A 21,803-nucleotide genomic window follows, 5' to 3' on the forward strand; every position below is an offset into this window, starting at 1 on the left:
GGGTGTCTGGCTGGCGATCGTGGCAAGAATTTCGGCGACGTCAAGCTCGACATCCGTACCTCATCGCCGGCCCCCTCATCGCGCTGGCGCAGAAAATTCTTGCGACGTAGCCGACGAACCGACTATCAGCCTTAGCTGTCGGATAACTGGACTTCCGAGGTTCCGCGAACGCCTGCGCTAAGTCCGGTGCTGGTTGCGGCGTAGTAGATGACTATGAGAACGAAAATGACGACCGCAGCAATTGGAGCAACAAACCATCCCAACACGGCGGCCAGGATGTAGCCAGCGGCTCCGGCAGCTGGCCGGATGATCTCGATAGTGAAGTGGTTCGACGCTTGCGCGTGTTTGAGGGTGGCTGGGTTCCGACGCAGGTAGAGAAAGAGCGGTATCCACGAAATCGACATGAGGAAGGCGATCCCCGCGTAGAGCAGTACTGCACTCTTTTGGTCATCGAGGTTGTCAGATGCGAATGCACCGGCGAGCACGCCCGTGGGGAACGGGATGAGGGCGCTAGTTCCTACGATGCCGAAATTGATCCATTGAAGCGACAGATCAGTGTGCGAAAGCAGGCTGAAAACGTAGTGATGGTTCAGCCAGATCACGCCGATATAGACGAAGGCGACGGCATAGGCCAAGTAAGACGGCCACTCTCGAATCAACTCCCCACCCAACTGCCCGGGCTCACCGCTCGGGCGATGAATCTCCAGGACCAGGAGCGTGATGATGATGGCGAATGCGCCGTCGCTGAACATCTCGAGGCGGCCGATTCTGACCATTTTGGTTGCGGGCTGGAGGCGCATTTATTGTCCTTCGAGTTCGTGGCGTATCGCCAAATCGGGAGAGTTCCTACTCGGTAGACGGCAGACGTATCGGAAACGTGAGATATGTCGAAACGACTATCTCAACCCAGCGTTCGAGCACCGTTCATGGATGCGCAGAGGGGGTAACAGTCAGGAGACGTTCGGCTCTGATGTGCGCCCGATTCCTCTCTCTAATCTCGTCACGGGAGAGTTCTTCAAGCGGCAGCGCATCGGATCTCACGTTCTGCCCGTGCGCGACGTTTTCTGAATGAGATTGTCGGCACGAGAGAGGAACAGATCAATGAATTCACGTCACACGGTGGTCGAGAGTCCGCTGGGTCAGATCACGCTTGTCGCCATCGATGATGCGTTGATGGGGCTCTACTTCCCTCACCACTGGTACATGCCGTCTATGGACACTTTCGGGAACCGCGTCGAGGCTCTCGACGATGCCGTGTTCAGCGCGGCAGCGATCCAACTGGATGAGTATTTTCGCGGAGACCGCACGTCGTTCGATCTGAAGACGGCGACCCGCGGCGACCTCTTCCAGGAGCAAGTGTGGGCACTGCTGAAAGACATTCCCTCGGGGGAGACGACCACGTACGGTGAGCTGGCGGAGGAGCTGGGGAACAAGTCTCTGGCGCAGCAGGTCGGCAAGGCGGTCGGGCAGAACCCGTTGTGCATCATCGTTCCGTGTCATCGGGTGGTCGGCAAGGGTGGCAAGCTGACCGGGTACGCCGGCGGAATTCCGCGAAAGCAGTTCCTGCTCGAGCTGGAGGAGAGCGAAGACGCGCGGGCCGCCAGACTGCTTGTCGATGCCGGGAAACTGTTTTGAAACCGCACCTCACGTTGCTGTCTTTGATCGCGTCTACTGAGTGATGAACATGAAAAAGCCCTTCGAAACCATCGTGGCCGAGCACGGCGCCACCGTTCTGCGCGTGTGCAGGGCCGTCGTTGGATTCGACGACGCTGACGACGCCTGGTCTGAGACGTTCATTTCCGCGATGAAGGCCTACCCGGCGCTACCGGACGACGCGAACGTCCAGGCCTGGTTGGTGACGATCGCACACCGGAAAGCGATCGACATCATTCGTGTTCACAAACGCATCGCCATTCCTGTCGACGTCGTTCCCGACCATCCTTCTTCACTCGGGGTTCCGGGCAGCGTGGACACCGAGATCTGGGACCACGTGAAGTCTCTCCCCACCAAACAGCGGCAGGTGATCGCGTACCACTATCTCGCTGGTCTTCCCTATCAAGAAATCGCCGAAATCCTCGGCGGAACAACGGATGCAGCCCGGCGGGCCGCCGCCGACGGCATCAAGAGCCTGCGAAAAATGTTCGTCGGCACAGATTCGAAAGGAGCATCAGAATGAACACCGACACCACCGGCGATCAGGAGATCTCCGACCTCCTCGCTCACAGCGCCCTGCCTTCGGCAGAGACGATGGAGCGGCTACATCGCAGGCTTGAGGAATCAGCCCAGCAGGCCGGAATTCTGGACATCGCCTACACGACCATCGACAGCCCGGTCGGCACACTGCTCCTGGCAGCGACCGACAAGGGACTGCTGCGGGTGGCCTACGAGAGCGAAGATTTCGACAAGGTTCTCGACACCCTCGGCACGAAGGTCAGCCGCCGCATCCTCAAAGCGCCCCGCCGGCTGGATGCGGCCGCGTTCGAGGTGGAGGAGTACTTCGACCGCAAGCGCAAAACCTTCGACCTGAACCTGGACCTGTCGCTGTCGTCCGGATTTCGCCGGCTGGTGCAGGAACACCTCCCCGAGATCGGCTACGGGATGACCGAGAGCTACAAGCAGGTCGCCACGATCGTCGGCAACCCGAACGCGGTTCGCGCCGTTGGCACGGCCTGCGCCACCAACCCCCTGCCGATCGTCGTTCCCTGCCACAGGGTTCTCCGCACCGATGGAACCCTCGGCGGCTATATCGGCGGCCTCGCAGCTAAGACCGCACTACTGGAAATGGAAGCAGCCGCATGAGCGCCACGAAGACGAAAAACGACGCGTGGGAGACCCGCGTCGCATCGGGTGACTGGGAGAGCATCACCGAGGAGATCAACGAGTACGGTGGCGCCCGGCTGCACCAGTTGCTGACGCCCGAGGAAACGGTCGAGATCAGGGAAATGTACTCGAACGACGCCGCGTTCCGCAGCACCGTCAACATGGGCCGGCATCGGTTCGGTGAAGGCGAGTACCGGTACTTCAACACCCCGTACCCGGAGCCGATCGAACGACTCAAGCAGGCCCTCTACCCGCGCCTGCTACCGATCGCCCGAGACTGGTACGACAAGCTCGGCCGTGTCGCACCGTGGCCGGAAACGCTCGACGAGTGGCTGGAGATGTGCCACGAGGCCGGCCAGACAAAGTCTTCCGCGATCCTGCTGAAATACGGCGAGAAGGACTGGAACGCACTGCACCGTGACCTCTACGGCGACCTCGTTTTCCCGATGCAGGTCGTCATCAACCTCAACGAGCCCGGCGTCGACCACACCGGCGGTGAATTCCTCCTCCTCGAGCAGCGGCCACGTGCCCAGTCTCGCGGCACGGCAACCCTGCTGCCGCACGGCCACGGGTACCTGTTCACGACCCGGGATCGCCCCGTCGAGTCCAAACGCGGCTGGTCGGCGGCTCCGGTGCGGCACGGGGTGTCAGCGATCCGTTCCGGGGAGCGTCACACCCTCGCCCTCGTCTTCCACGACGCCGGCTGAGCATGCCGAGCACTGACCAGAATGCCGGGGCCGAGAAGATCTACACGCTTCTCGGCTCCGACCGGCGCCCCTACTCATCGACGACCCCAGGACAGCTCGGCGGCCATCGAGGATCGAAGATCTACGGGCGACTCGACTGCCCTGCCGCGCTGCGCGCAATCGCTCGCGGCGGCTATGTGAAGAGCCGGGTCTTTTTCGCTGACGAGGAGGCCGCGATCGCTGCCGGATTCCGCCCCTGCGGGACGTGTCTGCCCGAGAAATATCGCGCCTGGAAGCTCGCCAAGGAGGCTCAGCAATGACGCTCTCTCCCCGCCTCGATGACGCCCGTGTCGCCGCCGTCGCAGGCGCCCACATTCAGCCCGAGCCACACACGGCAGAGGAGATCGACCAGATGGTCCGCCTCGCCCTGGCCCGCGGTGCCGAAACGGTCACGATCGGTCATGGCGATGACCCGAACTCCGCCGCCGCCGCTAAAGCTTTCGCGACCGCTTGGAGAAATCAGGGAGGCCTTGTTTTCGACACCATCGAGTGGTCGGACGCCGCTGCCTCCTGGATGCGTGAGGCGCGAAACCTGATTCGGTTCTACCCGGACATGTACGTGCTCGGCGGGGCACCGGCAGGGCTGGCTCAAATGATCCGGCGGCTGGTGTGGTCCACGAACTGGGCCGCTGCCTCCACCATCGGCTTCGGCTCGGCCGCCACCCCCACCATGCATCAGCTCGCGGGCATCCAGTACCTCGACGGCCTGACCGGAGCGACGGCCGCAGGGGGCACGTGGCGCATTCAGGGCGCCGAACTCACCCAGATCGACCCGGGCCGTGACGCATGAGCACCCTCTTCAGTGACGACTTCCTCGACCGCCCAAGTCGTGAGCTCACGCCCGGCGCGCACCTGGTGCCCGGATGGCTCACCATCGAACAACAGAGCTGGATCGTTGACCAATTCCGGCAATGGGTTCAAGGCCCCGTGCCGCTGCGCGCGGCGAAGGTCCGCGGCCACGAAATGTCGGTGCGCACCGTGTGCCTGGGGTGGCATTGGCAGCCCTACAAGTACACCCGCCGCGCCACCGACGTGAACGGCAACCAGGTTCTCGACTTCCCCGACTGGATGGTCCGCCTCGGCCGCAAAGCGCTCGTTGCCGCGACCGGCGATCCGCACGCCGGCGATGACTACACCCCCGACACGGCACTGGTGAACTACTACGACGACACCGCACGGATGGGCATGCACCAGGACAAAGACGAAATATCGCTCGCTCCCGTCGTGTCGCTCTCGATCGGGGACACGTGCCAGTTCCGGTTCGGGAACACCGAAAACCGCAACCAGCCGTACGAGAACATCGATCTCGCATCCGGCGACCTATTCGTCTTCGGCGGGCCTTCCCGGCTCGCCTACCACGGGATCACCAAGGTCTATCCCGGCACAGCGCCCGCCGGAAGCGGCCTGGAGCGAGGCCGGATCAACATCACCATGCGCGTCACAGGAATGAGCTGAATGCCTAACCCCGACCCCTCCACGGAAGCTGCTCTCGGAACCGTCATCGGCCCAGACGGGCTCGCTCGCCCCGCCTGGGCGGCCACTGACGAGCTACTGCGGGACTACTACGACCGGGAATGGGGCATGCCCGTCCGTGACGAGCACGGTCTCTACGAGCGGATCAGCCTGGAAGCATTCCAGGCCGGCCTATCTTGGGCGACGATCCTTCGCAAACGCCATGCATTCCGCAGCGCCTTCCACCACTTCGACCCGGACGTCGTCGCCGACTACACCGACACGGATGTCGAACGCCTCCTCGCCGACACGGGCATCGTGCGGAACCGGGCGAAGATCCTCGCTGCAATCAAGAACGCGAGAGCCACCATCGCCCTCCGCGAGCAGGGCGGACTGGTCGAATTCGTCTGGTCACACCAGCCCGAGGTGACGCCCGAGCCTCGACACTTTGGCGAGATCCCCACCAGCTCGCCCGAATCGGTGGCCCTGTCCAAGGCGCTACGGGCCCAGGGATTCTCCTTTGTTGGACCCACGACGATGTTCGCGCTGATGGAAGCGATCGGCATCATCGACACCCACCTCCTCGACAGCCACCGCCGCGGCAGCTCCGGAGTGTGGCCCCGCCCGTGACCAGGCTCCACCTCGCCCCGCCGGATGAGACGATCGCGGCCGGGCCGCTGCTCCACACCCTCGCCGCTCACGCCGTACCAGGCGCCGAGATTCACGCCGGGCATCGCCATCAGCGACTCATCCGAACCGCGGGCGATGTGCACGCCGTCACCGTCGAGATCCGCCCACACGACATCCTGCTCGAGAGCAGCACCGACGACTCGGCCATCCTGCACGAGATCGCGGGCACCGTCCGAAGCTGGCTCGACCTCGACACAGACACCAGGCCCATCGCGGAGCATTTGCGGCACGACCCGATCATCGGACCGCTCGTCGACGCGAATCCGGGTCTTCGCATTCCCAGCTATCCGGACGGGTTCGAGGCCATCGTGATGACCGTCCTCGGGCAACAGGTGTCACTTGCCGCGGGCCGCACCTTTGGTGGCCGCCTGGTCGCCGCCTACGGAGCACCCGGCCCGGCAGGTCTGATTCACTTCCCGACGCCGGAAGCGCTAGCCGACGTCACCGCAATCGAACTCGCTGCGAGAGTCGGCCTCACCGGCGCCCGCGCACGAACGGTCGTCGCCGTCGCGAAAGCATTCGCCGGGGGGCTCTCACTCGTCCGTGGCGGCCACACTTCCGAATTCCGAGCCCAACTCCTTGACCTCCCCGGCATCGGCCCCTGGACTGTCGACTTTCTGGCCGTCCGTGCCTTGGCCGATCCAGATGCATTCACCCCGGGAGACCTCATCCTCCGGCGCGCCCTTGCCGGCGTCACCGCACGAGAAGCAACAGAGGTCGCCGAATCCTGGCGGCCCTGGCGCGCCTACGCGCTCAGCTACCTGTGGGCATCGGCCGCCCCTCCCGCTCGGCCGTAACGAGGCTCCCTGCGACCCACACGCCGGACCCTTCGAGACCGCACTACCCGTGCGGCCCGCGCCGCGCCGTTACGGAGTATCGCTGGAGGGGGACTCGGTGAATCCGAGAGCGTGATAGACCGCGAGCAGGGCGTCGTCGGTCCGTCCGACCTCGGCACGCATGAGCGGAACGTGGAGGTCGTGCGCTGCTGCGGCGGCCTGGGCGACCATCGAGATTGCGAGCCCTCGGCGACGATAAGCCGGCGCCACCCACACGGAATCGCTCAACACGTAGCTCTCCCCGTGGGAGTCAGTGATCGAGAACCCAACCCACTGATCGTCGTGGACGGCGACCACCACCTCTGCGGGCTCGTAGGCCGGTTCGATGCTCTGCGCGTTGATGAATTCCCAGAAGCCGTTCTCCACGGGGTCAGTTCGGGGCGAATCGTTGACGATCAGCTGCGCGAGTTGATGCAGACGCGCGCGAGACGCATCGGCATCCCCGATGCGCTCCGGGCGGATGAGCGAGAAACCCCTGTGGGTCAGGTCGCGATCGACCGCCCTGCGGTCCAGGTCGAATTTCGCCAGTTCGAGTTCGAGGCGGATGACGGGTGATTCCATGTTGGGTTCCCTGCTGAGTGATGTCACGCTGACCGGCTGTGGAGCGTCTGGCGCAGAATGCTGCTGGAGATGTGGGGCGTGTACGGCAGGTAGACGACGTCGACGCCGACCTGAGCGAATGTGCGTTCGTAGCCGGCCCACAGCTCGCTGCCCTGCCAGTCATCTCCAACGAATGTGACGTCGAACCGTCGCGCTTTCCAGGCTGCGTAGCGGTCCATCGCGACCTGTGGAACAACCTCATCGACGACGCGCAACGATCGCAAGATGGCGGCCCGCTCCTCGAAGGGCACCACTGGCGTCTTGCCCTTGAAGTGCTCACACAGCTCGTCCGTCGTCAATCCGACGATGAGGGAATCGCAGCGCTCTCGAGCCTTCGTGAGCAGATTCAGGTGTCCGATATGGAACATGTCGAACACGCCGGCGGTGTAGCCCGTCACGGTCACCATTCGCCCCTCTCGCTCGCGCATTCACCGAACGGTTCGTGCCACTCGTTGAGAAGACGGTGCGGGATGTCGTTGCGTGAGATCAGATAGTCGAAATCACCCCGGATGATGGAACCTCCCGCGCCTCCAAGAAGTGCGAGGCGCGGGAGGTTCCGGTTGTGCTGTTACGCGGTGGGGATGATTCCGAGATCCTGGAGCACCTTCACGCCGTCATCGAGGCCGAGCTCGCTGATGATCAGGCCGTCCTTGACCTGCAGAACCGTCATCCCGGAGAAGAACATCGTCTTGCCCGAGTTCGCCGGCAGCGATCCGATGGGGAGTTCTGCGAATGCGTCGCCGGTGTGCGTTCCTCCACCCTCCCACTGGCCCACGACCCAGTCGCCCTCGGCGATCAGGTCGGCGGTCGCCCCGAAGTTCAGGTCGGGGAATGCTTCGCGGAACTTGATCCCGAAGTCCTTGACCGCCTCTCGGCCGACGAGCGGGTTGTGCAGCGAGTAGTGGAATCGGATGTCGGGAGCGGCGAGCTCGTCGACGACGTCCGGGTTGAAGTTGTCGCTCCAGAACTCGGAGAACCATCGGACAACGACGGCCTTGTTGTCTTCTACAGACATAGTGTGTTCCTCTCAGCATTTCGATGCGCGATCCGGTGGTCCGGCGCACAATGCGAAGACGCACCAGCGAGGCACTACGTGAGATGGAAGGAAGATGATGGTGCTGGTTCTAAGTCGAGGTTGTAATTTCTCGGCGGTTGGACGGCTGGTTACGAACCCTGCTGACTTCACGCTCCATGGCTGGGCTGCACGCTGCTAGCTCAGCTAGCTTTACGGACCGAAACGCCCGGACGACGACTCCTGGATCAGGTGTCTCGGATAGCAGCTCCGCAATTGCGTCCACAGTGTTGGGGGTGTAGCGCTTCACCAGTCCGGCCGATGAGGACTTCTGAGCCTCCGCCAAGCGGGCCAGCGTAGGTCTCGGCTGATGAGTGTTCTGCGCGTACGCAGTCGTTAGGGCGCGGAGGTCTGTAGCGGCATCGATTGCTGCCTGCGAAGCGGCGAGCATTTCGATGAAAAAGGGCGACGCGTCAGACGGAACCACGTCCTTTGCCCAATCCAGGCCAGTTAAGCGATTCTCCGATGCTGCGATCTTGGCCACGAAGATTTGCATCAGATTCAAAATGGGCGCGGGAACAATTCCCCAGTTGACGGGTGCGAATATCAGTTCGTCATCGTCTGCCTCAGCCACAAAATCCTCCTTGTCCGAGTTTAGCCGCTTCCCCACTCGCATCTGACTTATATGTTTGTAAATGTCAGATTCACTAAGTTGGCTTATTTAACTTTTGTTGCACATCTTCTCTTTTGTGCGTAAGGTCGAAGGTGCGTCCACGTGGACGTGCTCACACAAAGAGGAAACCCAAAATGACTGACCAAAACGCCACATCAGTTCGCAGCCCGCGTAAGGGAATCGCGGTCCCCACGCCGCCCTTCCTCACGACTACCGCCGGCGGTGTTACCCCGGCCATCGATTGGATCGACGGAAAGCCCGGGCCGCAGCGTCTAGATGAAGAGTCCGGTCTACCGATCTGGAACCTTCGCGCCTGGGACCCTGAGGCCACCGCTGGTCGCGGTCAGGACATCCTCGAAGTAAAGGTGGTCTCGCGATTCCAACCTGAGCTTCCACCTCCACTGCCCAATCTTCCGCACATCCTCATCACACTTGAGAACCTGACGATGAGCCCCTACGTCAACCGGCAGACGAACCGGCTTGGCGTGTCGTGGTGGTCGACCGGCATCCGTCCGGTCACCAAGGCCAAGGCTGGCGAGTAGCGGCCATGGATCTGCGAGGAGAGCTGCGCTGGCTAAGTCTTGAAGTTCGTGACGCTTGGAGGAGCTTCAAAGTCGTCATCGTTGTGTTCGTTGTGTTCGAGCTGCTTTTCAACCAGTTCGCCTTCGCCCGCGTGGCTCTCCTCGGGGTGGCTGCAGCCACAATTGCCGTCATACTCTGGCGTCGATTCGGTCGTGGTTTGACGCTGGTTGAGCACGCTCGTCTGCGCTGGCAACGCGAGACCGCACGGGCTGCACTGGCCGTGTGGCCGGAGTTGATGCTTCGACTTGGTCTCTCCGTCCGCGGCGCCTCGGGCCTTGTTGAGGTTCCGTCTGTCTCAAGTTACGGATGGAACGGCGCATCCCTCGTGATGACCGCCGCCCTGCCGCTGGGCATGGAGCGCCGCTCGCTGGCACTCGCTGCTCCCGCCCTCGCGGAATCCTTGTCCGCGCTGGCAGTCTCGGTATCCGCTGCACCTGGCGGCGCTGACCTGTCCATTGAGTACCTCGATCCGCTCGCCACCCCATTCTCGACGGCGTGGCCCGATTCCGCGGATCTTCGCGCAATCCCCATGGGGGTCGAGTCGTCGGGGCGGCCTTGGACAGTTCGTCTCGGGCCACACACTCTCGTTGCTGGGTCGTCCGGTTCAGGCAAAGCGTCCATGATCTGGGGCCTGCTCATCGGGCTCGCTCCCGCTATCCGGTCGAACCTGGTTCAGGCGTATGGCATCGACCTTAAGGGTGGCATGGAGCTGACGATGGGCCGCAAGCTGCTCACGAGTTATGCCACAGATCCCGCTCAAGCGGTGCAGCTACTTGAAGACTTGGTCTCACAAATGAAAAAGCGGGCTGGAGAGCTTGCGGGCAAGAGTCGTCAACACATCGCCACGCCCGGGAGCCCACACATTCTGGTGGTCATCGACGAACTCGCGGCACTTACGGCCTACCTCTCTGACCGACAGTTGCAGCAGCGTGCGAACGTCGCGATCGCTCTGCTCTGTTCGCAAGGTCGAGCGCCCGGATTCACTGTGTTCGCCTGCCTGCAGGATCCACGCAGGGAGACATTGCCGTCGAGGGGCCTCTTCACTCAGACAATTGGCCTCCGTCTTCGAGACGCCATGGAGACCTCGATGGTGCTCGGTGAAGGAATGCGGGAGAAGGGCGCCCTCTGCCACCAGATCCCCTCGACGCTTCCCGGCGTCGCCTATGTCGTGCCGGAGGACGGCGGCGACCCGATTCGCGTTCGGGCTGGTCACGCCACGGACGAACTGATCACCCAGGTGGCCGACGCCTTCGAGGCCCCTCAGCACATCGAAATCACTGTTCCTCAATCGGATGCACCGGATGAGGCCGCGACATCGGCCCGTCCACGGCGCAGTCGTCGTACTCAAAAAACAGGAGAAGAGAAATGAACATCAGCATGACCAGAAAGAGTGTGGCGCGAACGGGACTGACCCTGGGCTTGCTCGCTATCGCCGCAGCCCTTGGAGTCGGAGGCTACGCGCTCGGAAGCCAGTACTCGTGGGTTGCGAACTCGGCGTATCAGGACGGCTACAGCCAGGCGAGCTACAACTTTTGCAACTTGAAATTCTCGAGTGGAGTCGATGCCGGAAAGCCCTACACGGATGACATTCGCGTCTACGAGTACGTTCCCGACGATGTTTTCGTGGCCGATGCGGTCTGCACCGACGACCAGGTGAGGGAATGGAAATCAGCTCAGGAGTCCGCGGGTTCTCCGGAACGAGCCTGCAAATTGGATCTCGACATTGCCTACATCGTCGGTGCACTCGACGCTGCTGAGTGCGTCGTCATTGACTTGCTGAACTGATCATGCAGACCTCGGCCGAGTCGGCCACAAACCGGATGCAACGGCCCGACTTCGGGGAATGGCTCAAGCAGGCGGCGGGCACGAACTACTGCGCGAATCCGGTTCGCTTGGTCGGCTCATCGGTGGTCGTTGATGCCAGCTCCGGCGAAGTCATCTCGTTTTATGAGTCCTCCCGCGAACCCGACGGTGTCACCTACGTTCGCTGCGGCAATCGTCGCGCAGTTCGGTGCCCGTCATGCAGTCACGAGTACAAGGGCGATATGTGGCACCTCGTCGTTGCGGGCGCTGCAGGAGGCTCGAAGGATGTTCCCGCTGCTGTGGGCACGCATCCGCTGATCTTCGTCACGCTGACCGCTCCTTCGTTCGGCGCTGTCCACGCGGTCAAGAAGGCGGGCCGATCTGGCTCCGTTCGGTGCCGCCCACGCTCGAAGAAAGAGCTATGCCCCCATGGCAAACCGACGTGGTGCATGAGGGTGCATCCCGAGGGGTCTCCTACTGGTGGCGAACCATTGTGCCGAGAGTGCTACGACTACCTCGGGCACATCGTCTGGCAATGGCATGCCCCTGAACTCTGGCGCCGATTCACCATCGCCTTTCGTCGTCAGCTCGCACAGTCGCTCGGTCTTTCCGAATCAGCCTCGAAGAAGTTCGTTCGGGTGCAGTTCGCCAAGGTTGCCGAGTTTCAGAAGCGGGGCCTGGTGCACTTTCACGCGCTCATTCGGCTCGACGGAGACCCTAGCGACGATAGGCCGTTCCCGCCGCCTGCGCTCAATGTGACCGCCGAACAACTAGCAGCAATCGCCCGGAGCAGTGCCGCTCAAGTCTGGACGACTGCTGCCCCTGTCTTCGCGAACGACGAGACTCGCTCTCTGCGGTTCGGTCGGCAATGTGATGCCCGCGTCGTCGTGCGTGGCGGCATCGATGAGGAAGGCGAGCTGTCGGATCGCGCGGTTGCGGCTTATATCGCCAAGTACGCCACGAAGGCGACAGAAGACGTAGATCCGGACGCTTCGGCTAATGGTCCACGCCCGCACATCGCGCAGCTCAGGCAGACCGTTGAGGATCTCGCGGCCGTCATTCGGATGTCTCCTGGCGAAAGCCCGTATGAGCTGCTGGGTAAGTGGGTCGGGATGCTGGGCTTTCGCGGCCACTTCGCGACGAAATCACGTCGGTATTCGACGACCCTCGGTCGCATCCGTTCGGCCCGACGTACCTGGCAGAGACGAGCTGCAGTCGCCCGCACTCGCGGCCCCGGTGATTTCGACGAGGCCTTCGATGATCTCGATGAATCGACGCTCATCATCAGCCAGTGGAGTTTTACGGGCATGGGCTGGCTCACGTCGGGCGATGCGTATCTCGCCGCTCAGGCAGCAGCCGCCGCCCGGGAGTGGGCAGACGAGAAGAGACACGAATCCAGAACTGCCCACAAGAAGAAGAGGTGAAAGAAATGGAAAAGCTCATGCTCACTCCCGAAGAAGTCGCGGAGTCGCTGGGAATCGGTCGATCGACGGTCTATGGTCTCCTGCGGCTTCGGCTAATTTCGAGCGTCAAGATCGGGCGTTCAACTCGCGTGCCCGTCTCATCGCTGCGCGAGTATGCCGACAGTCTCGCTGAGACCGCGTCAGCACGATGAGTAAACGCGCAAATGGCGAAGGATCGATCTATCAACGCAAGGATGGTAGGTGGACGGGAGCGACTTACGTCATCCGGCCCGATGGTGGTCGCGAACGGCGACAGGTCTACGGGACAACTAGAGGAGCTGTCGCGGCCAAGATCGCTGATCTTATTTCGAAGACGGCGAACGGTGTTCCTGCCTCGACCAGCGATTGGACGGTCGAGGGTTACGCAGCCCACTGGCTGGCGAACATCGCGCCGGGAGCCCTGAGGCCGGCTACGCGATCGAACTATGCCTGGATCATGAGAAAGTACATCGTTCCGGCGGTCGGCAAAAGGAAGCTCGACAAGCTCACCCCGGCTCACGTGCGCGAGATGCACACCAAAGTCTCGGCCACTGGCGTCTCGGATCGCACCGTGCAGTTGAGTCACGCGGTCCTGCGCACAATGCTGTCTGAGGCGGTGCGTGAGCAGTACGTGTCACGTAACGTCGCCAGCCTGGTGCGTGCACCGCGCGGTGAGCGTGCTGAGATAGTGCCGTGGTCGTTGGCTGACGTCGAGGCGTTCGTCAGGGCTGCCAAGGATCACCGGTTGAGTGCGCTCTTCACGCTGGCCTACTCAACCGGCCTCCGTCGTGGCGAGCTGCTCGGCCTTCGCTGGCAAGATCTCGACTTCGACCGGCGTCTCCTGCACGTCAGGCAGACGCTGCAACGGCTCGGAAGGGATGAGGGTCTCGTTCTCGGGCCTCCGAAGTCGATGCGCTCCCGTCGCTCGATTCCTCTTCCGGCGGTTGCCGTCGACGCTCTGACCATCCATCGGGAGGAGCAACTTGTTGAGCGCTCTGCGGCACGGGAGGGCTGGGTCGAGAACGACTTCGTCTTCACGACCACCATCGGTACGAGCATCGAGCCGAGCAACCTGCTGCGCACGTTCAACGCGCTCACGGTCAAGGCCGGAGTTCGTCGCATTCGTTTCCACGATCTGCGGCACACCTTCGCCTCGCTGATGTTCTCGCAGAATGTCCCCCCTCGCGTCGTCATGGATGTTCTGGGTCACTCGACATTGGCCATCACGACCGATCTCTACGCGCACATCATGCCGAGCGCACTCGTCGACGCGGCCACCGCGATGGACTCGCTGCACGTCAGCTCACTGCGCGAGGAGGCCAGCTCATGATCGAAGTGGAGATCCGCGTTCCCTCCCGTGAAACGGGAGGATACTTCGCCACTGCCCGCCTCTGCCTGCGTGATGACGGCGGCTTCGAAGCTGTTGGGGTCTGGAAATGGATCCTTCCCCTGCGCATTCCGATCGACGACGGCACTGGGCTCGTTGAGCACGCGAGCGTGTGGGACGACCCGGATACCTGGCTGTTGAATCTCGGCATCATCATGGATACCGACTCGCACGTTCCGGTGGTTACTGAGCTCGTCGAGCAAGGTCGGCCTGCCCAGGTGGAGAAGCTCGACGAGGCATCCATCGCTGCCGCGATCGGCGAGGTCTTCGATCGGTTCCTGCCTCATGGTCTCGAACCAAGTCGCCGCGACCTCGTCGAGCTACTCAAGTCTGCGGGCTACGAGCACCCGCCGACCAACGCAGTGAACTCCGTTCTCGCGCAGACCATCGGTTGGCCGGTTCGTTATTCCGTGTCGGAGGTCGCAGACAAACTGGCGATATGGAGTGAAGAGAAGGAGACCCACGATGACGAACGGTGAACCGCTGAACTGGCCCTATGTCGTGTGTGAGCAGTATTCGCGAGGTGAGATCTCTCGTGAGCAGCTCATCGAGGCACTGACTGCGTGGCGCTATCTACCCGGCCAAACAAAGACAGCGGGCCTCCATGACGACCTCTTGAACGATATTCCGGGGTCGTTCGACGACATCGAAGCTGCCTCACTCGACGACCTGATCGACGACGAGATCTACTCGATAGCCCTTGAGGCCCTCAAAGCACAGCACCGTGCAGATCGGGGCGACAATGTTTGATTTCGAGACCGTATCCACCCACGTTGCTGTCACGGTTGCTGTCAAAGTCAGTTCCACCGCATCGGGCACCCGGCACTCCGCCGGGAGCCTTCTTATTGAAACTCGCCAGGATCCGCGTCTTCTCGGGGCAAACAAAAAAGCGACCCGCTTTCGCGAGTCGCTTTCTGTTGTGCGCCCTAAGGGATTCGAACCCCTGGCCTTCTGATCCGTAGTCAGACGCTCTATCCAGCTGAGCTAAGGGCGCATCGTGTGCGGAAGTCATTCTCCGCACGAACATCAGAGCCTAGCATGCCGCCGAGAGCTGTTCCAACTCGGCCGCGGATCACCCGCGCCACCCCTCCACTACACGGGATCGTCGCTCAGGATGCGCGGAAGCAGGCCTGCCTGATCGAGCCGGGTGACGATGTGCACAGTCAGCGCGTTCGGCGCGAGTACGAGCTGATAGAAGCGACCGCCGGGCGAAGTCGATTTCAGCAGCCCCCGGTCCACGAGCCGCCTGATCGCCTGGCTCCGCGTCGACGGCGAACCGGGGAACGCCGGTTCGAGATCTCCCGCCTTCACGACCGCCCGGCGGGCCGTGATGACCAGCGCTGCCGCCTCCGACGCGGTCACGAGACCACTGGCGCGCAGCCGCCCGACGGCGGGGACGATCAGCTCCTCCGTCACGACGATCCCGTTTTTGAGGCGCCCCAGCTTGCGGAGGTCGGTATTCAGACCCGAGAGCACGTAGGTGCACCAGGCGACCAATCCGTCATTCGACAGCGAATCCGCCGCTTCGAGATTGTCGTAGTACCCCTGGCGATCCGATCCGAAGACCGCCGTGGGATTCACCGCCCGATAATCGGCGCCGGACACATACCCCTGGCGCACGAGCATCGCATACGTCAGGAGGCGAGCGGTCCTGCCATTGCCATTGCCGAAGGGATGGATCCACAGAAAACGATGGTGCGCGATCGCGGCTTGCAGCAACTGCATCTGGGGTTCCACGTCATCCCCGATGAACGCGATGAGAGCAGACATGCAGTCCGGAACATCGGCCGGCCACGGGGGCTGATGCGCCGAGCCGACGATCGACACCTCTCCCGAGCGATAGGCACCCGGAGTCGGGTCGCCTTCGCGGCGGAGGCCCGAGACGGCGATGCGGTGGAGCTCTCGGATGAACAGGTGGTCGATCGGCGTGGATCCGGCGTACTCCTCGATGAACTCGACTGCTCGCTGGATGTTCAGGATCTCTTCCACTCCGTCGTCGAGTTCGACCCGAGCCGAGCTCCGCAGGGCGGCTGCGCCGCTCACCGCATCGAGGATGGATGTCCGGTTGCCTTCGATGCGCGCCGACATGATGCTCGTGAGGAGCTGGAACAGCTCGGTGAGTTGAACGAAGAGTTCCGGCGGCGTGGTTCCCGAATGGAGATCGGCACGAGATCGCTCCAGTTCGATGACCGCACGAGTGAGGTCGCTATCGAACTCGAATCGCGGGAAATCAATCTTCTTCATCAGGTTATTTTACTCATCCTCCTGCCTGACTGTGGGATCCGCGCCGCACTTCGCCCTATTTACAGGCAACTCCCTCTGACGCGAGAAGCAAACAGTTGATCTACCTCAGACGAGTAATTAATTTGGCTGCACTGGATATTTGATCGGGCGGCGATGACGGAGGCGGGTGAGACGATGGAGGCATGCCCGCCTCCCCCGCGCCCGCCGAGCGGGGAAGCCGCTGGCAGACGGTGATAGGAGCCGCGGGAGCCGCGGCGAGCACGGGAGCGACCGGGCGCACGACGGGCGACCGCCCCACCGCGATGGGCCTGCAGTTCGAGGTGCGGGAGCTCGCGCCGCGCACCCACGACCGGTGGCGCGGGCCCACCTCGAAGACCGCGAGCGACGCGGCCCCGGATGCGGCCGGCGCGGCCGAGCCCGCCGTCCGCGCCCCGCGCCGCCTCGGCGTGCGGCCCGTCATCCGTACCGCGGCGGGCAGCTACGTGAAGGCCAACGTGACCTGGGGCTCGTTCACCCACCAGGTCAACCGCCTCAACCTCGACCCCGAGCACCACCGCTGGTTCGCCCAGTTCGCCGCCCTGCATCGCGCTCTGCGCGACTCCCTCGCCCCGCCCGAGACCGACTGGCTCGCCCTCGACGACTTCGCCAGCCCCCTGCTCTGGGAGCTCCTCGCCGAGGGCGACCGTCTCGGCATCGAGCTCGTGACCTCCGCCCGCGGCGGCAGCGTGCGCGTCGACCCCGGCGTCGCCGCCCTGCACCTGGATGCGCACGAGAACCGCGACGGCTCCCTGCGCCTCGACCCCGTGGTGACGTTCGGCCGCTCGGCCGACGCCGGCCGCGCCAGCACGACCGCTGGGTCCCCGCCGCCCGGCGCCGGCGCAAGCACCCCGGACGCCGACACCCACCCCGCCCGGGGCGCCACCACCCATCCCGCCCTCGACGCCGGCCCGCTCGGCCGCCACGGCCTCTACGCCTACCGCCTCGGCAAGCGCCCCGCCATCGTTCTCGCACCCACGGCGCATCCGCTCACCGACGGCGAGCTGCAGCTGCTCGGCCAGCTGCCCCTGCGCATCCCGCGCTCCGAGCGCGCGCAGTTCTTCGACGAGTTCTACCCCGCCCTCCGCCAGAGCGTCACCGTCACCAGTGACGACGCGAGCGTCGCCTTCCCCACCGTGCCGCCGCCCGTTCTCGTGCTCACGGCCCGCTTCCGCCCCGGAGACGCGCTGCAGCTCGACTGGGACTGGGTGGGCATCCGCGACGAGGCCGCCGAACGCCTCATCGAGGCCCGCACCGCCGTCGAGCTCGACGCCGTGCTCACGCGCTTCCCGCCCTCGATCGACCCGCTCGAGCCCTCGCTGACGCTCCGCGGCATCGAGGCGGCGGCGTTCGCCGAGCGCGCCCTGCCCGCCCTGGAGTCCCTCGAGGGCGTTCGCGTCGACGTCATCGGCGCGCGCCCGGCCTACCGCGAGCTCACCGGGCATCCCGAGGTCACGCTCACCACCGTCGAGACGCTCAAGCGCGACTGGTTCGACCTCGGCATCGTGGTGAACCTCAACGGCTACCGCATCCCGTTCGGCCCGCTCTTCAAGGCCCTGGCGAAGGGCCAGAAGAAGCTGCTCATGGTCGACAAGACCTACCTCTCGCTCGACCACCCCGCCTTCGACCGCCTGCGCGAACTCCTCGAGGAGTCGGGCACGCTCGACGAGTGGGAGACGGGCGTGCGCCTGAGCCGCCACCAGGTGAGCCTCTACGCCGACTTCGAGGACCTCGCCGAGAACTCCTCCGAGGCCGAGAGCTGGCGCGCCGCGGTGGCCGGCCTCACCGGCATCCGGAGCATCGAGCCCACCCCGCTGCCGGCCGGCCTCACCGCCACCCTGCGCGACTACCAGAAGAGCGGGTTCGACTGGCTCGCCCTGCTCTGGAAGCACCGCCTGGGAGGCGTGCTGGCCGACGACATGGGCCTCGGCAAGACCGTTCAGACCCTGGCGTTGCTGGCGCACGCGCGCGAGACGGCGACGGATGCGGCGGCCGGCCCCGCGCATCCCTTCCTCGTCGTCGCCCCCACGAGCGTCGTGGGCACCTGGGCCGACGAGGCCGCCCGCTTCACCCCCGGCCTGGTCGTGCGGGCCGTCACCACCACCCAGGCCAAGAGCGCCACCACCCTCGCCGCCCTGGCGCAGGGCGCCGACGTGGTGGTCACCAGCTACACGCTCTTCCGCCTCGACTTCGCGCGCTACCAGGCCATCGGATGGTCGGGGCTGGTTCTCGACGAAGCCCAGTTCGTGAAGAACCACGCCTCGAAACTGCACGAGTGCGCCCGCGAGCTCGACGTCGACTTCACCCTCGCCATCACCGGCACCCCGCTCGAGAACAACCTGCTCGAACTCTGGTCGCTCTTCGACATCGTGGCGCCGGGCCTCTTTCCGAGCGCGGTGCGCTTCGCCGAGAAGTACCAGCGGCCGATCGAGCGCGGACTCGACCGCGGGCTGCTCGAGACGCTGCGGCGGCGCATCCGGCCGTTCCTGCTGCGGCGCACCAAGGAGGCCGTGGCGCCCGAGCTGCCCGAGAAGCAGGAGCAGGTGCTGCACGTCGAGCTCGCGCCCGCGCACCGCCACCTCTACGACACGGTGCTGCAGCGCGAGCGGCAGAAGCTCTTCGGGCTCATCGACGACCTCGACCGCAACCGCTTCATCGTGTTCCGCTCCCTCACCCTGCTGAGGCTGCTGAGCCTCGACGCCACCCTCATCGACGAGGCCCACTCCGGCGTTCCGTCGTCGAAGCTCGACGTGCTCGTCGAGCAGCTCGGCGAGGTCGTGTCCGAGGGGCACCGCTCCTTGGTGTTCAGCCAGTTCACGAGCTACCTCGAGAAGGCCGCGGCGCGCCTGGAGGCGGCGGGCATCGCCTACGAATACCTCGACGGATCCACGCGGCGGCGCCCCGAGGTCATCGCCCGGTTCCGCGAGGGCACCGCGCCGGTGTTCCTGATCAGCCTCAAGGCGGGCGGCTTCGGCCTCACCCTCACCGAGGCCGATTACGTCTACCTGCTCGACCCGTGGTGGAACCCGGCCTCGGAAGACCAGGCCGTCGATCGCACGCACCGCATCGGCCAGACGCATCCGGTGAACGTCTACCGTCTCGTGGCCACGGGCACCATCGAGGAGAAGGTGATGGCGCTCAAGGCCGAGAAGGCGAAGCTCTTCGACGCCGTGCTCGACGGCGACGGCGACGGCCTCTTCGCCCAGTCCCTCACGCCCGACGACCTCCGGGCCCTCCTGGCGTAGCCCGCGCGCGACTCGCACGCGCCCCGCTAGCGGGCGAGCGCCGCGAGCTCCGCGCGACTGCGCACCCCTGCCTTGCGCAGCAGGTTCGACACGTGGAACTTCGCCGTGTTCGCGCTGATGCCCAGCTGGCCGGCGATGTCGCGATTGCTCGCGCCCGCCACGAGGAGCCGCAGCACCTCGCGCTCGCGGGCGGACATCGGCACCACGTCCTCGAGCGGTTCGGGCTCGGCAGGAGGGTCGAGCGGCAGGCGGATGTCGAGCTCCGACCCCCACCCGGGAGTCGATGAGACCGTGAGCGAGCCGTGCAGAGCGGTCACCCGCTCGGCGATCGGGCGCAGCGAGTCGTCGTGGGCGGCCAGATCGCCCCGCCCGTCGTCGCGGATGCCCATGAGCAGGTTGAGCCCGTCGCAGTCCCACTGGATCCGCACCCGCCGCGTCTGCCCCTGGTCGACGAAGGCGAGCACCGCGCTGCGTACGATCGCTCGCGCGGCGTGCGCGACCTCGCCCGGGAGCGCCCGGCCGGTGACCGGCGGCTCGACGAACTGCACGTCGAGGTCGCCGAACCGCACCAGCGGATGCAGGTCGCTGCGCAGGCGCGCGAAGGCACCGACCACCGGTTCGAGCATGCTGCCGCGCTGCTGGTCGGTGACCATCCGCAGCCCCACGAGGGAGGTCGTGGCCGTGTCGATGGCCAGAGCGCGCGCCGCACGGTCGTCGAGCCGCGTCGATCGGAGGATGGCGAGCAGCGACTCGAGGGTGACCGCGTGGCGGTCGGCCTGCTCGGCCACCTCGCGGGCGTGCTCGGCGAGGAGCCGGCGTGACGAGGAGGTGGGCAGCTCGGCCGAGGAGGTCATGCCGACAACCTACCCCTTCGGCTTGACCCATCCTTTCGGGTAGCCCGCCTCTGCCGTCGGAGGGGCGCGCGCCGAGGGCGCCGCGCCGAGACTGGAGCCATGGATGTTCCCCCCACCGACGTCGGCGACGCGCTCGAGCTGATCGGCGGCGAGCTCGACGCCACCGTCGACCACCTGAGGCGCCGCGCCGGCTCGGGCCTCGAGGCCGTCGCCGAGGCGATCGCCGCATCCCCCCGCGTGTTCGTGCTCGGAGCAGGCCGATCGGGGCTCGCCCTGCGGATGACGGCCATGCGGCTGATGCATCTCGGTCTCGACGTGCAGGTGGTCGGCGAGGTCACCACACCCGCCATCCGGGCCGGCGAACTGCTGCTGACGGCCAGCGGCTCGGGCACCACGACCAGCATCGTGCGCGCCGCCGAGACCGCGGTCGCGGTCGGCGCCCGCGTCGCCGCGATCACCACCGACCCGGCATCCCCCCTCGCCGCTCTCGCCGGCGCCACCATCGTGGTTCCCGCGGCGGGCAAGCTCGACCGGTCCGGCACGGCCTCGGCGCAGTACGCCGGCAGCCTCTTCGAACAGACCGTCGTGCTGCTCGGCGACGCCCTCTTCCACGCGCTCTGGCAGCGCTCGGGCGCCAGCGCCGACGACCTCTGGCCCCGCCACGCGAATCTCGAATGACCGTCCGACCCCCAACAGAAGGAACACGATGAAACTGCAGTTCGCCATGGACACCCTCACCACCGAAGCCGCCCTCGAGCTCGCCGCCGCCGCGGCACCGCACGTCGACATCCTCGAGCTCGGCACCCCGCTCATCAAGAGCGCCGGGCTCTCCGCCGTCACCGCCATCAAGGCCGCGCATCCCGACAAGATCGTCTTCGCCGACCTCAAGACCATGGATGCCGGCGAGCTCGAGGCCGACATCGCCTTCACCGCCGGCGCCGACCTGGTGACCGTGCTCGGCTCCGCCGGTGACAGCACGATCAGCGGTGCCGTCAAGGCCGCCAAGAAGCACGGCAAGGGCATCGTCGTCGACCTGATCGGGGTCGCCGACAAGCCCAAGCGCGCCAAGGAGGTCGTGGCCCTCGGCGTCGAGTTCGTCGAGATGCACGCCGGTCTCGACGAGCAGGCCGAGCCCGGATTCACCTTCTCGACCCTGCTCGACGACGGCAAGTCCTCGGGCGTGCCCTTCTCGGTCGCCGGCGGCATCAACGCCTCCACCATCGCCTCGGTGCAGCAGTCGGGCGCCCAGGTCGCCGTCGCCGGCGGCGCCATCTACGGGGCCCCCGACGTCGGCGCCGCTGCCGCCGAGCTCCGCGCCGCCATCGTCTGAGCCGGCCACCCGGAAGAACGACGAGAGGGGCCCCCGCTTCGGCAGGGGCCC

Annotated in this window: 27 protein-coding genes and 1 tRNA gene; 20 read left to right on the forward strand and 8 right to left on the reverse strand. The window is 64.9% G+C overall.

The window, feature by feature from the left end:
• Window positions 1-131: 131 nt before the first annotated feature.
• Window positions 132-800, reverse strand: a complete 669-nt coding sequence (locus VD659_RS05640) for a TMEM175 family protein (RefSeq protein ID WP_423260152.1) — start codon at window positions 798-800, stop codon at window positions 132-134.
• A 301-nt stretch (window positions 801-1,101) separates the two neighbouring features.
• Here VD659_RS05640 and VD659_RS05645 point away from each other — a divergent pair, with 301 nt between their 5' ends.
• From VD659_RS05645 to VD659_RS05685, 9 genes are read left to right on the forward strand one after another with little or no spacing between them, the layout of a single operon-like run.
• Entirely contained in the window at window positions 1,102-1,635 is a 534-nt protein-coding gene (locus VD659_RS05645) for a methylated-DNA--[protein]-cysteine S-methyltransferase (protein WP_423260153.1), read from the forward strand.
• Between the two features lie 49 nt (window positions 1,636-1,684).
• Window positions 1,685-2,176, forward strand: a complete 492-nt coding sequence (locus VD659_RS05650; RefSeq protein ID WP_423260685.1) for an RNA polymerase sigma factor — start codon at window positions 1,685-1,687, stop codon at window positions 2,174-2,176.
• On the forward strand, window positions 2,173-2,799 hold the full coding sequence (locus VD659_RS05655) for a methylated-DNA--[protein]-cysteine S-methyltransferase (protein WP_423260154.1): 627 nt from the start codon (window positions 2,173-2,175) through the stop codon (window positions 2,797-2,799). The genes VD659_RS05650 and VD659_RS05655 overlap by 4 nt, the downstream gene beginning before the upstream one ends.
• Entirely contained in the window at window positions 2,796-3,527 is a 732-nt protein-coding gene (locus VD659_RS05660; protein ID WP_423260155.1) for a 2OG-Fe(II) oxygenase, read from the forward strand. The genes VD659_RS05655 and VD659_RS05660 overlap by 4 nt, the downstream gene beginning before the upstream one ends.
• A 2-nt stretch (window positions 3,528-3,529) precedes the next feature.
• Window positions 3,530-3,826, forward strand: coding sequence for an Ada metal-binding domain-containing protein (locus tag VD659_RS05665; protein WP_423260156.1), 297 nt, complete (start codon window positions 3,530-3,532; stop codon window positions 3,824-3,826).
• Window positions 3,823-4,356 (forward strand): hypothetical protein, encoded by a 534-nt coding sequence (locus tag VD659_RS05670; RefSeq protein WP_423260157.1) that lies wholly within the window; start codon window positions 3,823-3,825, stop codon window positions 4,354-4,356. The genes VD659_RS05665 and VD659_RS05670 overlap by 4 nt, the downstream gene beginning before the upstream one ends.
• A complete protein-coding gene (locus tag VD659_RS05675; RefSeq protein WP_423260158.1) occupies window positions 4,353-5,021 on the forward strand; it encodes an alpha-ketoglutarate-dependent dioxygenase AlkB family protein in 669 nt (222 codons plus the stop codon). The genes VD659_RS05670 and VD659_RS05675 overlap by 4 nt, the downstream gene beginning before the upstream one ends.
• Window positions 5,022-5,648 carry a DNA-3-methyladenine glycosylase I gene (locus tag VD659_RS05680; RefSeq protein ID WP_423260159.1) on the forward strand — a complete coding sequence of 209 codons (627 nt, stop codon included), beginning with the start codon at window positions 5,022-5,024 and terminating at the stop codon, window positions 5,646-5,648.
• Window positions 5,645-6,505 carry a DNA-3-methyladenine glycosylase family protein gene (locus tag VD659_RS05685; RefSeq protein WP_423260160.1) on the forward strand — a complete coding sequence of 287 codons (861 nt, stop codon included), beginning with the start codon at window positions 5,645-5,647 and terminating at the stop codon, window positions 6,503-6,505. The genes VD659_RS05680 and VD659_RS05685 overlap by 4 nt, the downstream gene beginning before the upstream one ends.
• Before the next feature lie 69 nt (window positions 6,506-6,574).
• Here VD659_RS05685 and VD659_RS05690 read toward each other — a convergent pair whose 3' ends face one another.
• From VD659_RS05690 to VD659_RS05705, 4 genes are all read right to left on the reverse strand, one after another.
• Complete coding sequence (locus tag VD659_RS05690; RefSeq protein WP_423260161.1) at window positions 6,575-7,105, reverse strand: GNAT family N-acetyltransferase; 531 nt, start codon at window positions 7,103-7,105, stop codon at window positions 6,575-6,577.
• A 23-nt stretch (window positions 7,106-7,128) separates the two neighbouring features.
• Window positions 7,129-7,551 carry an adenylyltransferase/cytidyltransferase family protein gene (locus VD659_RS05695; RefSeq protein ID WP_423260162.1) on the reverse strand — a complete coding sequence of 141 codons (423 nt, stop codon included), beginning with the start codon at window positions 7,549-7,551 and terminating at the stop codon, window positions 7,129-7,131.
• Between the two features lie 161 nt (window positions 7,552-7,712).
• The gene (locus VD659_RS05700) at window positions 7,713-8,159 is read right to left on the reverse strand and encodes an ester cyclase (RefSeq protein WP_423260163.1); all 447 of its coding nucleotides are present in this window, start codon (window positions 8,157-8,159) and stop codon (window positions 7,713-7,715) included.
• A 109-nt stretch (window positions 8,160-8,268) separates the two neighbouring features.
• Window positions 8,269-8,790: a hypothetical protein gene (locus tag VD659_RS05705; RefSeq protein ID WP_423260164.1), complete on the reverse strand. Its 522-nt coding sequence runs from the start codon at window positions 8,788-8,790 to the stop codon at window positions 8,269-8,271.
• Window positions 8,791-8,963: 173 nt separating this feature from the next.
• Between VD659_RS05705 and VD659_RS05710 the strand changes: the two genes are divergently transcribed.
• The 8 genes from VD659_RS05710 to VD659_RS05745 are packed head-to-tail and all read left to right on the forward strand — an operon-like array spanning window position 8,964 to window position 14,793.
• Window positions 8,964-9,371, forward strand: a complete 408-nt coding sequence (locus tag VD659_RS05710) for a hypothetical protein (protein WP_423260165.1) — start codon at window positions 8,964-8,966, stop codon at window positions 9,369-9,371.
• A gap of 5 nt (window positions 9,372-9,376) precedes the next feature.
• Window positions 9,377-10,780, forward strand: a complete 1,404-nt coding sequence (locus VD659_RS05715; protein WP_423260166.1) for an FtsK/SpoIIIE domain-containing protein — start codon at window positions 9,377-9,379, stop codon at window positions 10,778-10,780.
• Window positions 10,777-11,196, forward strand: a complete 420-nt coding sequence (locus VD659_RS05720; RefSeq protein ID WP_423260167.1) for a hypothetical protein — start codon at window positions 10,777-10,779, stop codon at window positions 11,194-11,196. Before VD659_RS05715 ends, VD659_RS05720 begins: the two co-directional genes overlap by 4 nt.
• A gap of 2 nt (window positions 11,197-11,198) precedes the next feature.
• Entirely contained in the window at window positions 11,199-12,638 is a 1,440-nt protein-coding gene (locus tag VD659_RS05725) for a replication initiator (RefSeq protein ID WP_423260168.1), read from the forward strand.
• 17 nt (window positions 12,639-12,655) lie between these two features.
• Entirely contained in the window at window positions 12,656-12,829 is a 174-nt protein-coding gene (locus VD659_RS05730; RefSeq protein ID WP_423260686.1) for a helix-turn-helix domain-containing protein, read from the forward strand.
• Window positions 12,826-13,986, forward strand: coding sequence for a site-specific integrase (locus tag VD659_RS05735; protein ID WP_423260169.1), 1,161 nt, complete (start codon window positions 12,826-12,828; stop codon window positions 13,984-13,986). The genes VD659_RS05730 and VD659_RS05735 overlap by 4 nt, the downstream gene beginning before the upstream one ends.
• Complete coding sequence (locus VD659_RS05740; RefSeq protein ID WP_423260171.1) at window positions 13,983-14,522, forward strand: hypothetical protein; 540 nt, start codon at window positions 13,983-13,985, stop codon at window positions 14,520-14,522. The genes VD659_RS05735 and VD659_RS05740 overlap by 4 nt, the downstream gene beginning before the upstream one ends.
• The gene (locus VD659_RS05745) at window positions 14,509-14,793 is read left to right on the forward strand and encodes a hypothetical protein (protein ID WP_423260172.1); all 285 of its coding nucleotides are present in this window, start codon (window positions 14,509-14,511) and stop codon (window positions 14,791-14,793) included. The genes VD659_RS05740 and VD659_RS05745 overlap by 14 nt, the downstream gene beginning before the upstream one ends.
• A gap of 170 nt (window positions 14,794-14,963) precedes the next feature.
• On the opposite strand, the gene VD659_RS05750 is transcribed toward VD659_RS05745, so the two are convergent.
• Window positions 14,964-15,037 (reverse strand) — tRNA-Arg (locus VD659_RS05750).
• Window positions 15,038-15,135: 98 nt separating this feature from the next.
• Window positions 15,136-16,287: a Fic family protein gene (locus VD659_RS05755; protein WP_423260173.1), complete on the reverse strand. Its 1,152-nt coding sequence runs from the start codon at window positions 16,285-16,287 to the stop codon at window positions 15,136-15,138.
• 182 nt (window positions 16,288-16,469) lie between these two features.
• Between VD659_RS05755 and VD659_RS05760 the strand changes: the two genes are divergently transcribed.
• Window positions 16,470-19,568: a DEAD/DEAH box helicase gene (locus VD659_RS05760; RefSeq protein ID WP_423260174.1), complete on the forward strand. Its 3,099-nt coding sequence runs from the start codon at window positions 16,470-16,472 to the stop codon at window positions 19,566-19,568.
• Between the two features lie 26 nt (window positions 19,569-19,594).
• On the opposite strand, the gene VD659_RS05765 is transcribed toward VD659_RS05760, so the two are convergent.
• A complete protein-coding gene (locus tag VD659_RS05765) occupies window positions 19,595-20,422 on the reverse strand; it encodes a LuxR C-terminal-related transcriptional regulator (protein WP_423260175.1) in 828 nt (275 codons plus the stop codon).
• A gap of 99 nt (window positions 20,423-20,521) precedes the next feature.
• Here VD659_RS05765 and hxlB point away from each other — a divergent pair, with 99 nt between their 5' ends.
• Both hxlB and hxlA read left to right on the forward strand, forming a co-directional pair.
• Window positions 20,522-21,100, forward strand: coding sequence for a 6-phospho-3-hexuloisomerase (gene hxlB, locus VD659_RS05770; RefSeq protein WP_423260176.1), 579 nt, complete (start codon window positions 20,522-20,524; stop codon window positions 21,098-21,100).
• Between the two features lie 28 nt (window positions 21,101-21,128).
• Complete coding sequence (gene hxlA, locus VD659_RS05775) at window positions 21,129-21,752, forward strand: 3-hexulose-6-phosphate synthase (protein ID WP_423260177.1); 624 nt, start codon at window positions 21,129-21,131, stop codon at window positions 21,750-21,752.
• Window positions 21,753-21,803 lie beyond the last annotated feature (51 nt).

Origin of the sequence: Herbiconiux sp. 11R-BC, assembly GCF_049472555.1 — a bacterium.
Lineage (GTDB): Bacteria > Actinomycetota > Actinomycetes > Actinomycetales > Microbacteriaceae > Herbiconiux.

What these genes read in the sequence shown, in the direction of transcription:
- VD659_RS05660 (WP_423260155.1), top strand. Translation starts at nt 2,796, where the DNA reads ATGAGCGCCACGAAGACGAAAAACGACGCGTGGGAGACCCGCGTCGCA.
- VD659_RS05720 (WP_423260167.1), top strand. Translation starts at nt 10,777, where the DNA reads ATGAACATCAGCATGACCAGAAAGAGTGTGGCGCGAACGGGACTGACC.
- VD659_RS05710 (WP_423260165.1), top strand. Translation starts at nt 8,964, where the DNA reads ATGACTGACCAAAACGCCACATCAGTTCGCAGCCCGCGTAAGGGAATC.
- VD659_RS05745 (WP_423260172.1), top strand. Translation starts at nt 14,509, where the DNA reads ATGACGAACGGTGAACCGCTGAACTGGCCCTATGTCGTGTGTGAGCAG.
- VD659_RS05725 (WP_423260168.1), top strand. Translation starts at nt 11,199, where the DNA reads ATGCAGACCTCGGCCGAGTCGGCCACAAACCGGATGCAACGGCCCGAC.
- VD659_RS05680 (WP_423260159.1), top strand. Translation starts at nt 5,022, where the DNA reads ATGCCTAACCCCGACCCCTCCACGGAAGCTGCTCTCGGAACCGTCATC.
- VD659_RS05640 (WP_423260152.1), bottom strand. Translation starts at nt 800, where the DNA reads ATGCGCCTCCAGCCCGCAACCAAAATGGTCAGAATCGGCCGCCTCGAG.
- VD659_RS05760 (WP_423260174.1), top strand. Translation starts at nt 16,470, where the DNA reads ATGCCCGCCTCCCCCGCGCCCGCCGAGCGGGGAAGCCGCTGGCAGACG.
- VD659_RS05735 (WP_423260169.1), top strand. Translation starts at nt 12,826, where the DNA reads ATGAGTAAACGCGCAAATGGCGAAGGATCGATCTATCAACGCAAGGAT.
- VD659_RS05695 (WP_423260162.1), bottom strand. Translation starts at nt 7,551, where the DNA reads ATGGTGACCGTGACGGGCTACACCGCCGGCGTGTTCGACATGTTCCAT.
- hxlA (WP_423260177.1), top strand. Translation starts at nt 21,129, where the DNA reads ATGAAACTGCAGTTCGCCATGGACACCCTCACCACCGAAGCCGCCCTC.
- VD659_RS05645 (WP_423260153.1), top strand. Translation starts at nt 1,102, where the DNA reads ATGAATTCACGTCACACGGTGGTCGAGAGTCCGCTGGGTCAGATCACG.
- VD659_RS05650 (WP_423260685.1), top strand. Translation starts at nt 1,685, where the DNA reads ATGAAAAAGCCCTTCGAAACCATCGTGGCCGAGCACGGCGCCACCGTT.
- VD659_RS05715 (WP_423260166.1), top strand. Translation starts at nt 9,377, where the DNA reads ATGGATCTGCGAGGAGAGCTGCGCTGGCTAAGTCTTGAAGTTCGTGAC.
- VD659_RS05700 (WP_423260163.1), bottom strand. Translation starts at nt 8,159, where the DNA reads ATGTCTGTAGAAGACAACAAGGCCGTCGTTGTCCGATGGTTCTCCGAG.
- hxlB (WP_423260176.1), top strand. Translation starts at nt 20,522, where the DNA reads ATGGATGTTCCCCCCACCGACGTCGGCGACGCGCTCGAGCTGATCGGC.
- VD659_RS05670 (WP_423260157.1), top strand. Translation starts at nt 3,823, where the DNA reads ATGACGCTCTCTCCCCGCCTCGATGACGCCCGTGTCGCCGCCGTCGCA.
- VD659_RS05740 (WP_423260171.1), top strand. Translation starts at nt 13,983, where the DNA reads ATGATCGAAGTGGAGATCCGCGTTCCCTCCCGTGAAACGGGAGGATAC.
- VD659_RS05655 (WP_423260154.1), top strand. Translation starts at nt 2,173, where the DNA reads ATGAACACCGACACCACCGGCGATCAGGAGATCTCCGACCTCCTCGCT.
- VD659_RS05730 (WP_423260686.1), top strand. Translation starts at nt 12,656, where the DNA reads ATGCTCACTCCCGAAGAAGTCGCGGAGTCGCTGGGAATCGGTCGATCG.
- VD659_RS05690 (WP_423260161.1), bottom strand. Translation starts at nt 7,105, where the DNA reads ATGGAATCACCCGTCATCCGCCTCGAACTCGAACTGGCGAAATTCGAC.
- VD659_RS05755 (WP_423260173.1), bottom strand. Translation starts at nt 16,287, where the DNA reads ATGAAGAAGATTGATTTCCCGCGATTCGAGTTCGATAGCGACCTCACT.
- VD659_RS05765 (WP_423260175.1), bottom strand. Translation starts at nt 20,422, where the DNA reads ATGACCTCCTCGGCCGAGCTGCCCACCTCCTCGTCACGCCGGCTCCTC.
- VD659_RS05675 (WP_423260158.1), top strand. Translation starts at nt 4,353, where the DNA reads ATGAGCACCCTCTTCAGTGACGACTTCCTCGACCGCCCAAGTCGTGAG.
- VD659_RS05665 (WP_423260156.1), top strand. Translation starts at nt 3,530, where the DNA reads ATGCCGAGCACTGACCAGAATGCCGGGGCCGAGAAGATCTACACGCTT.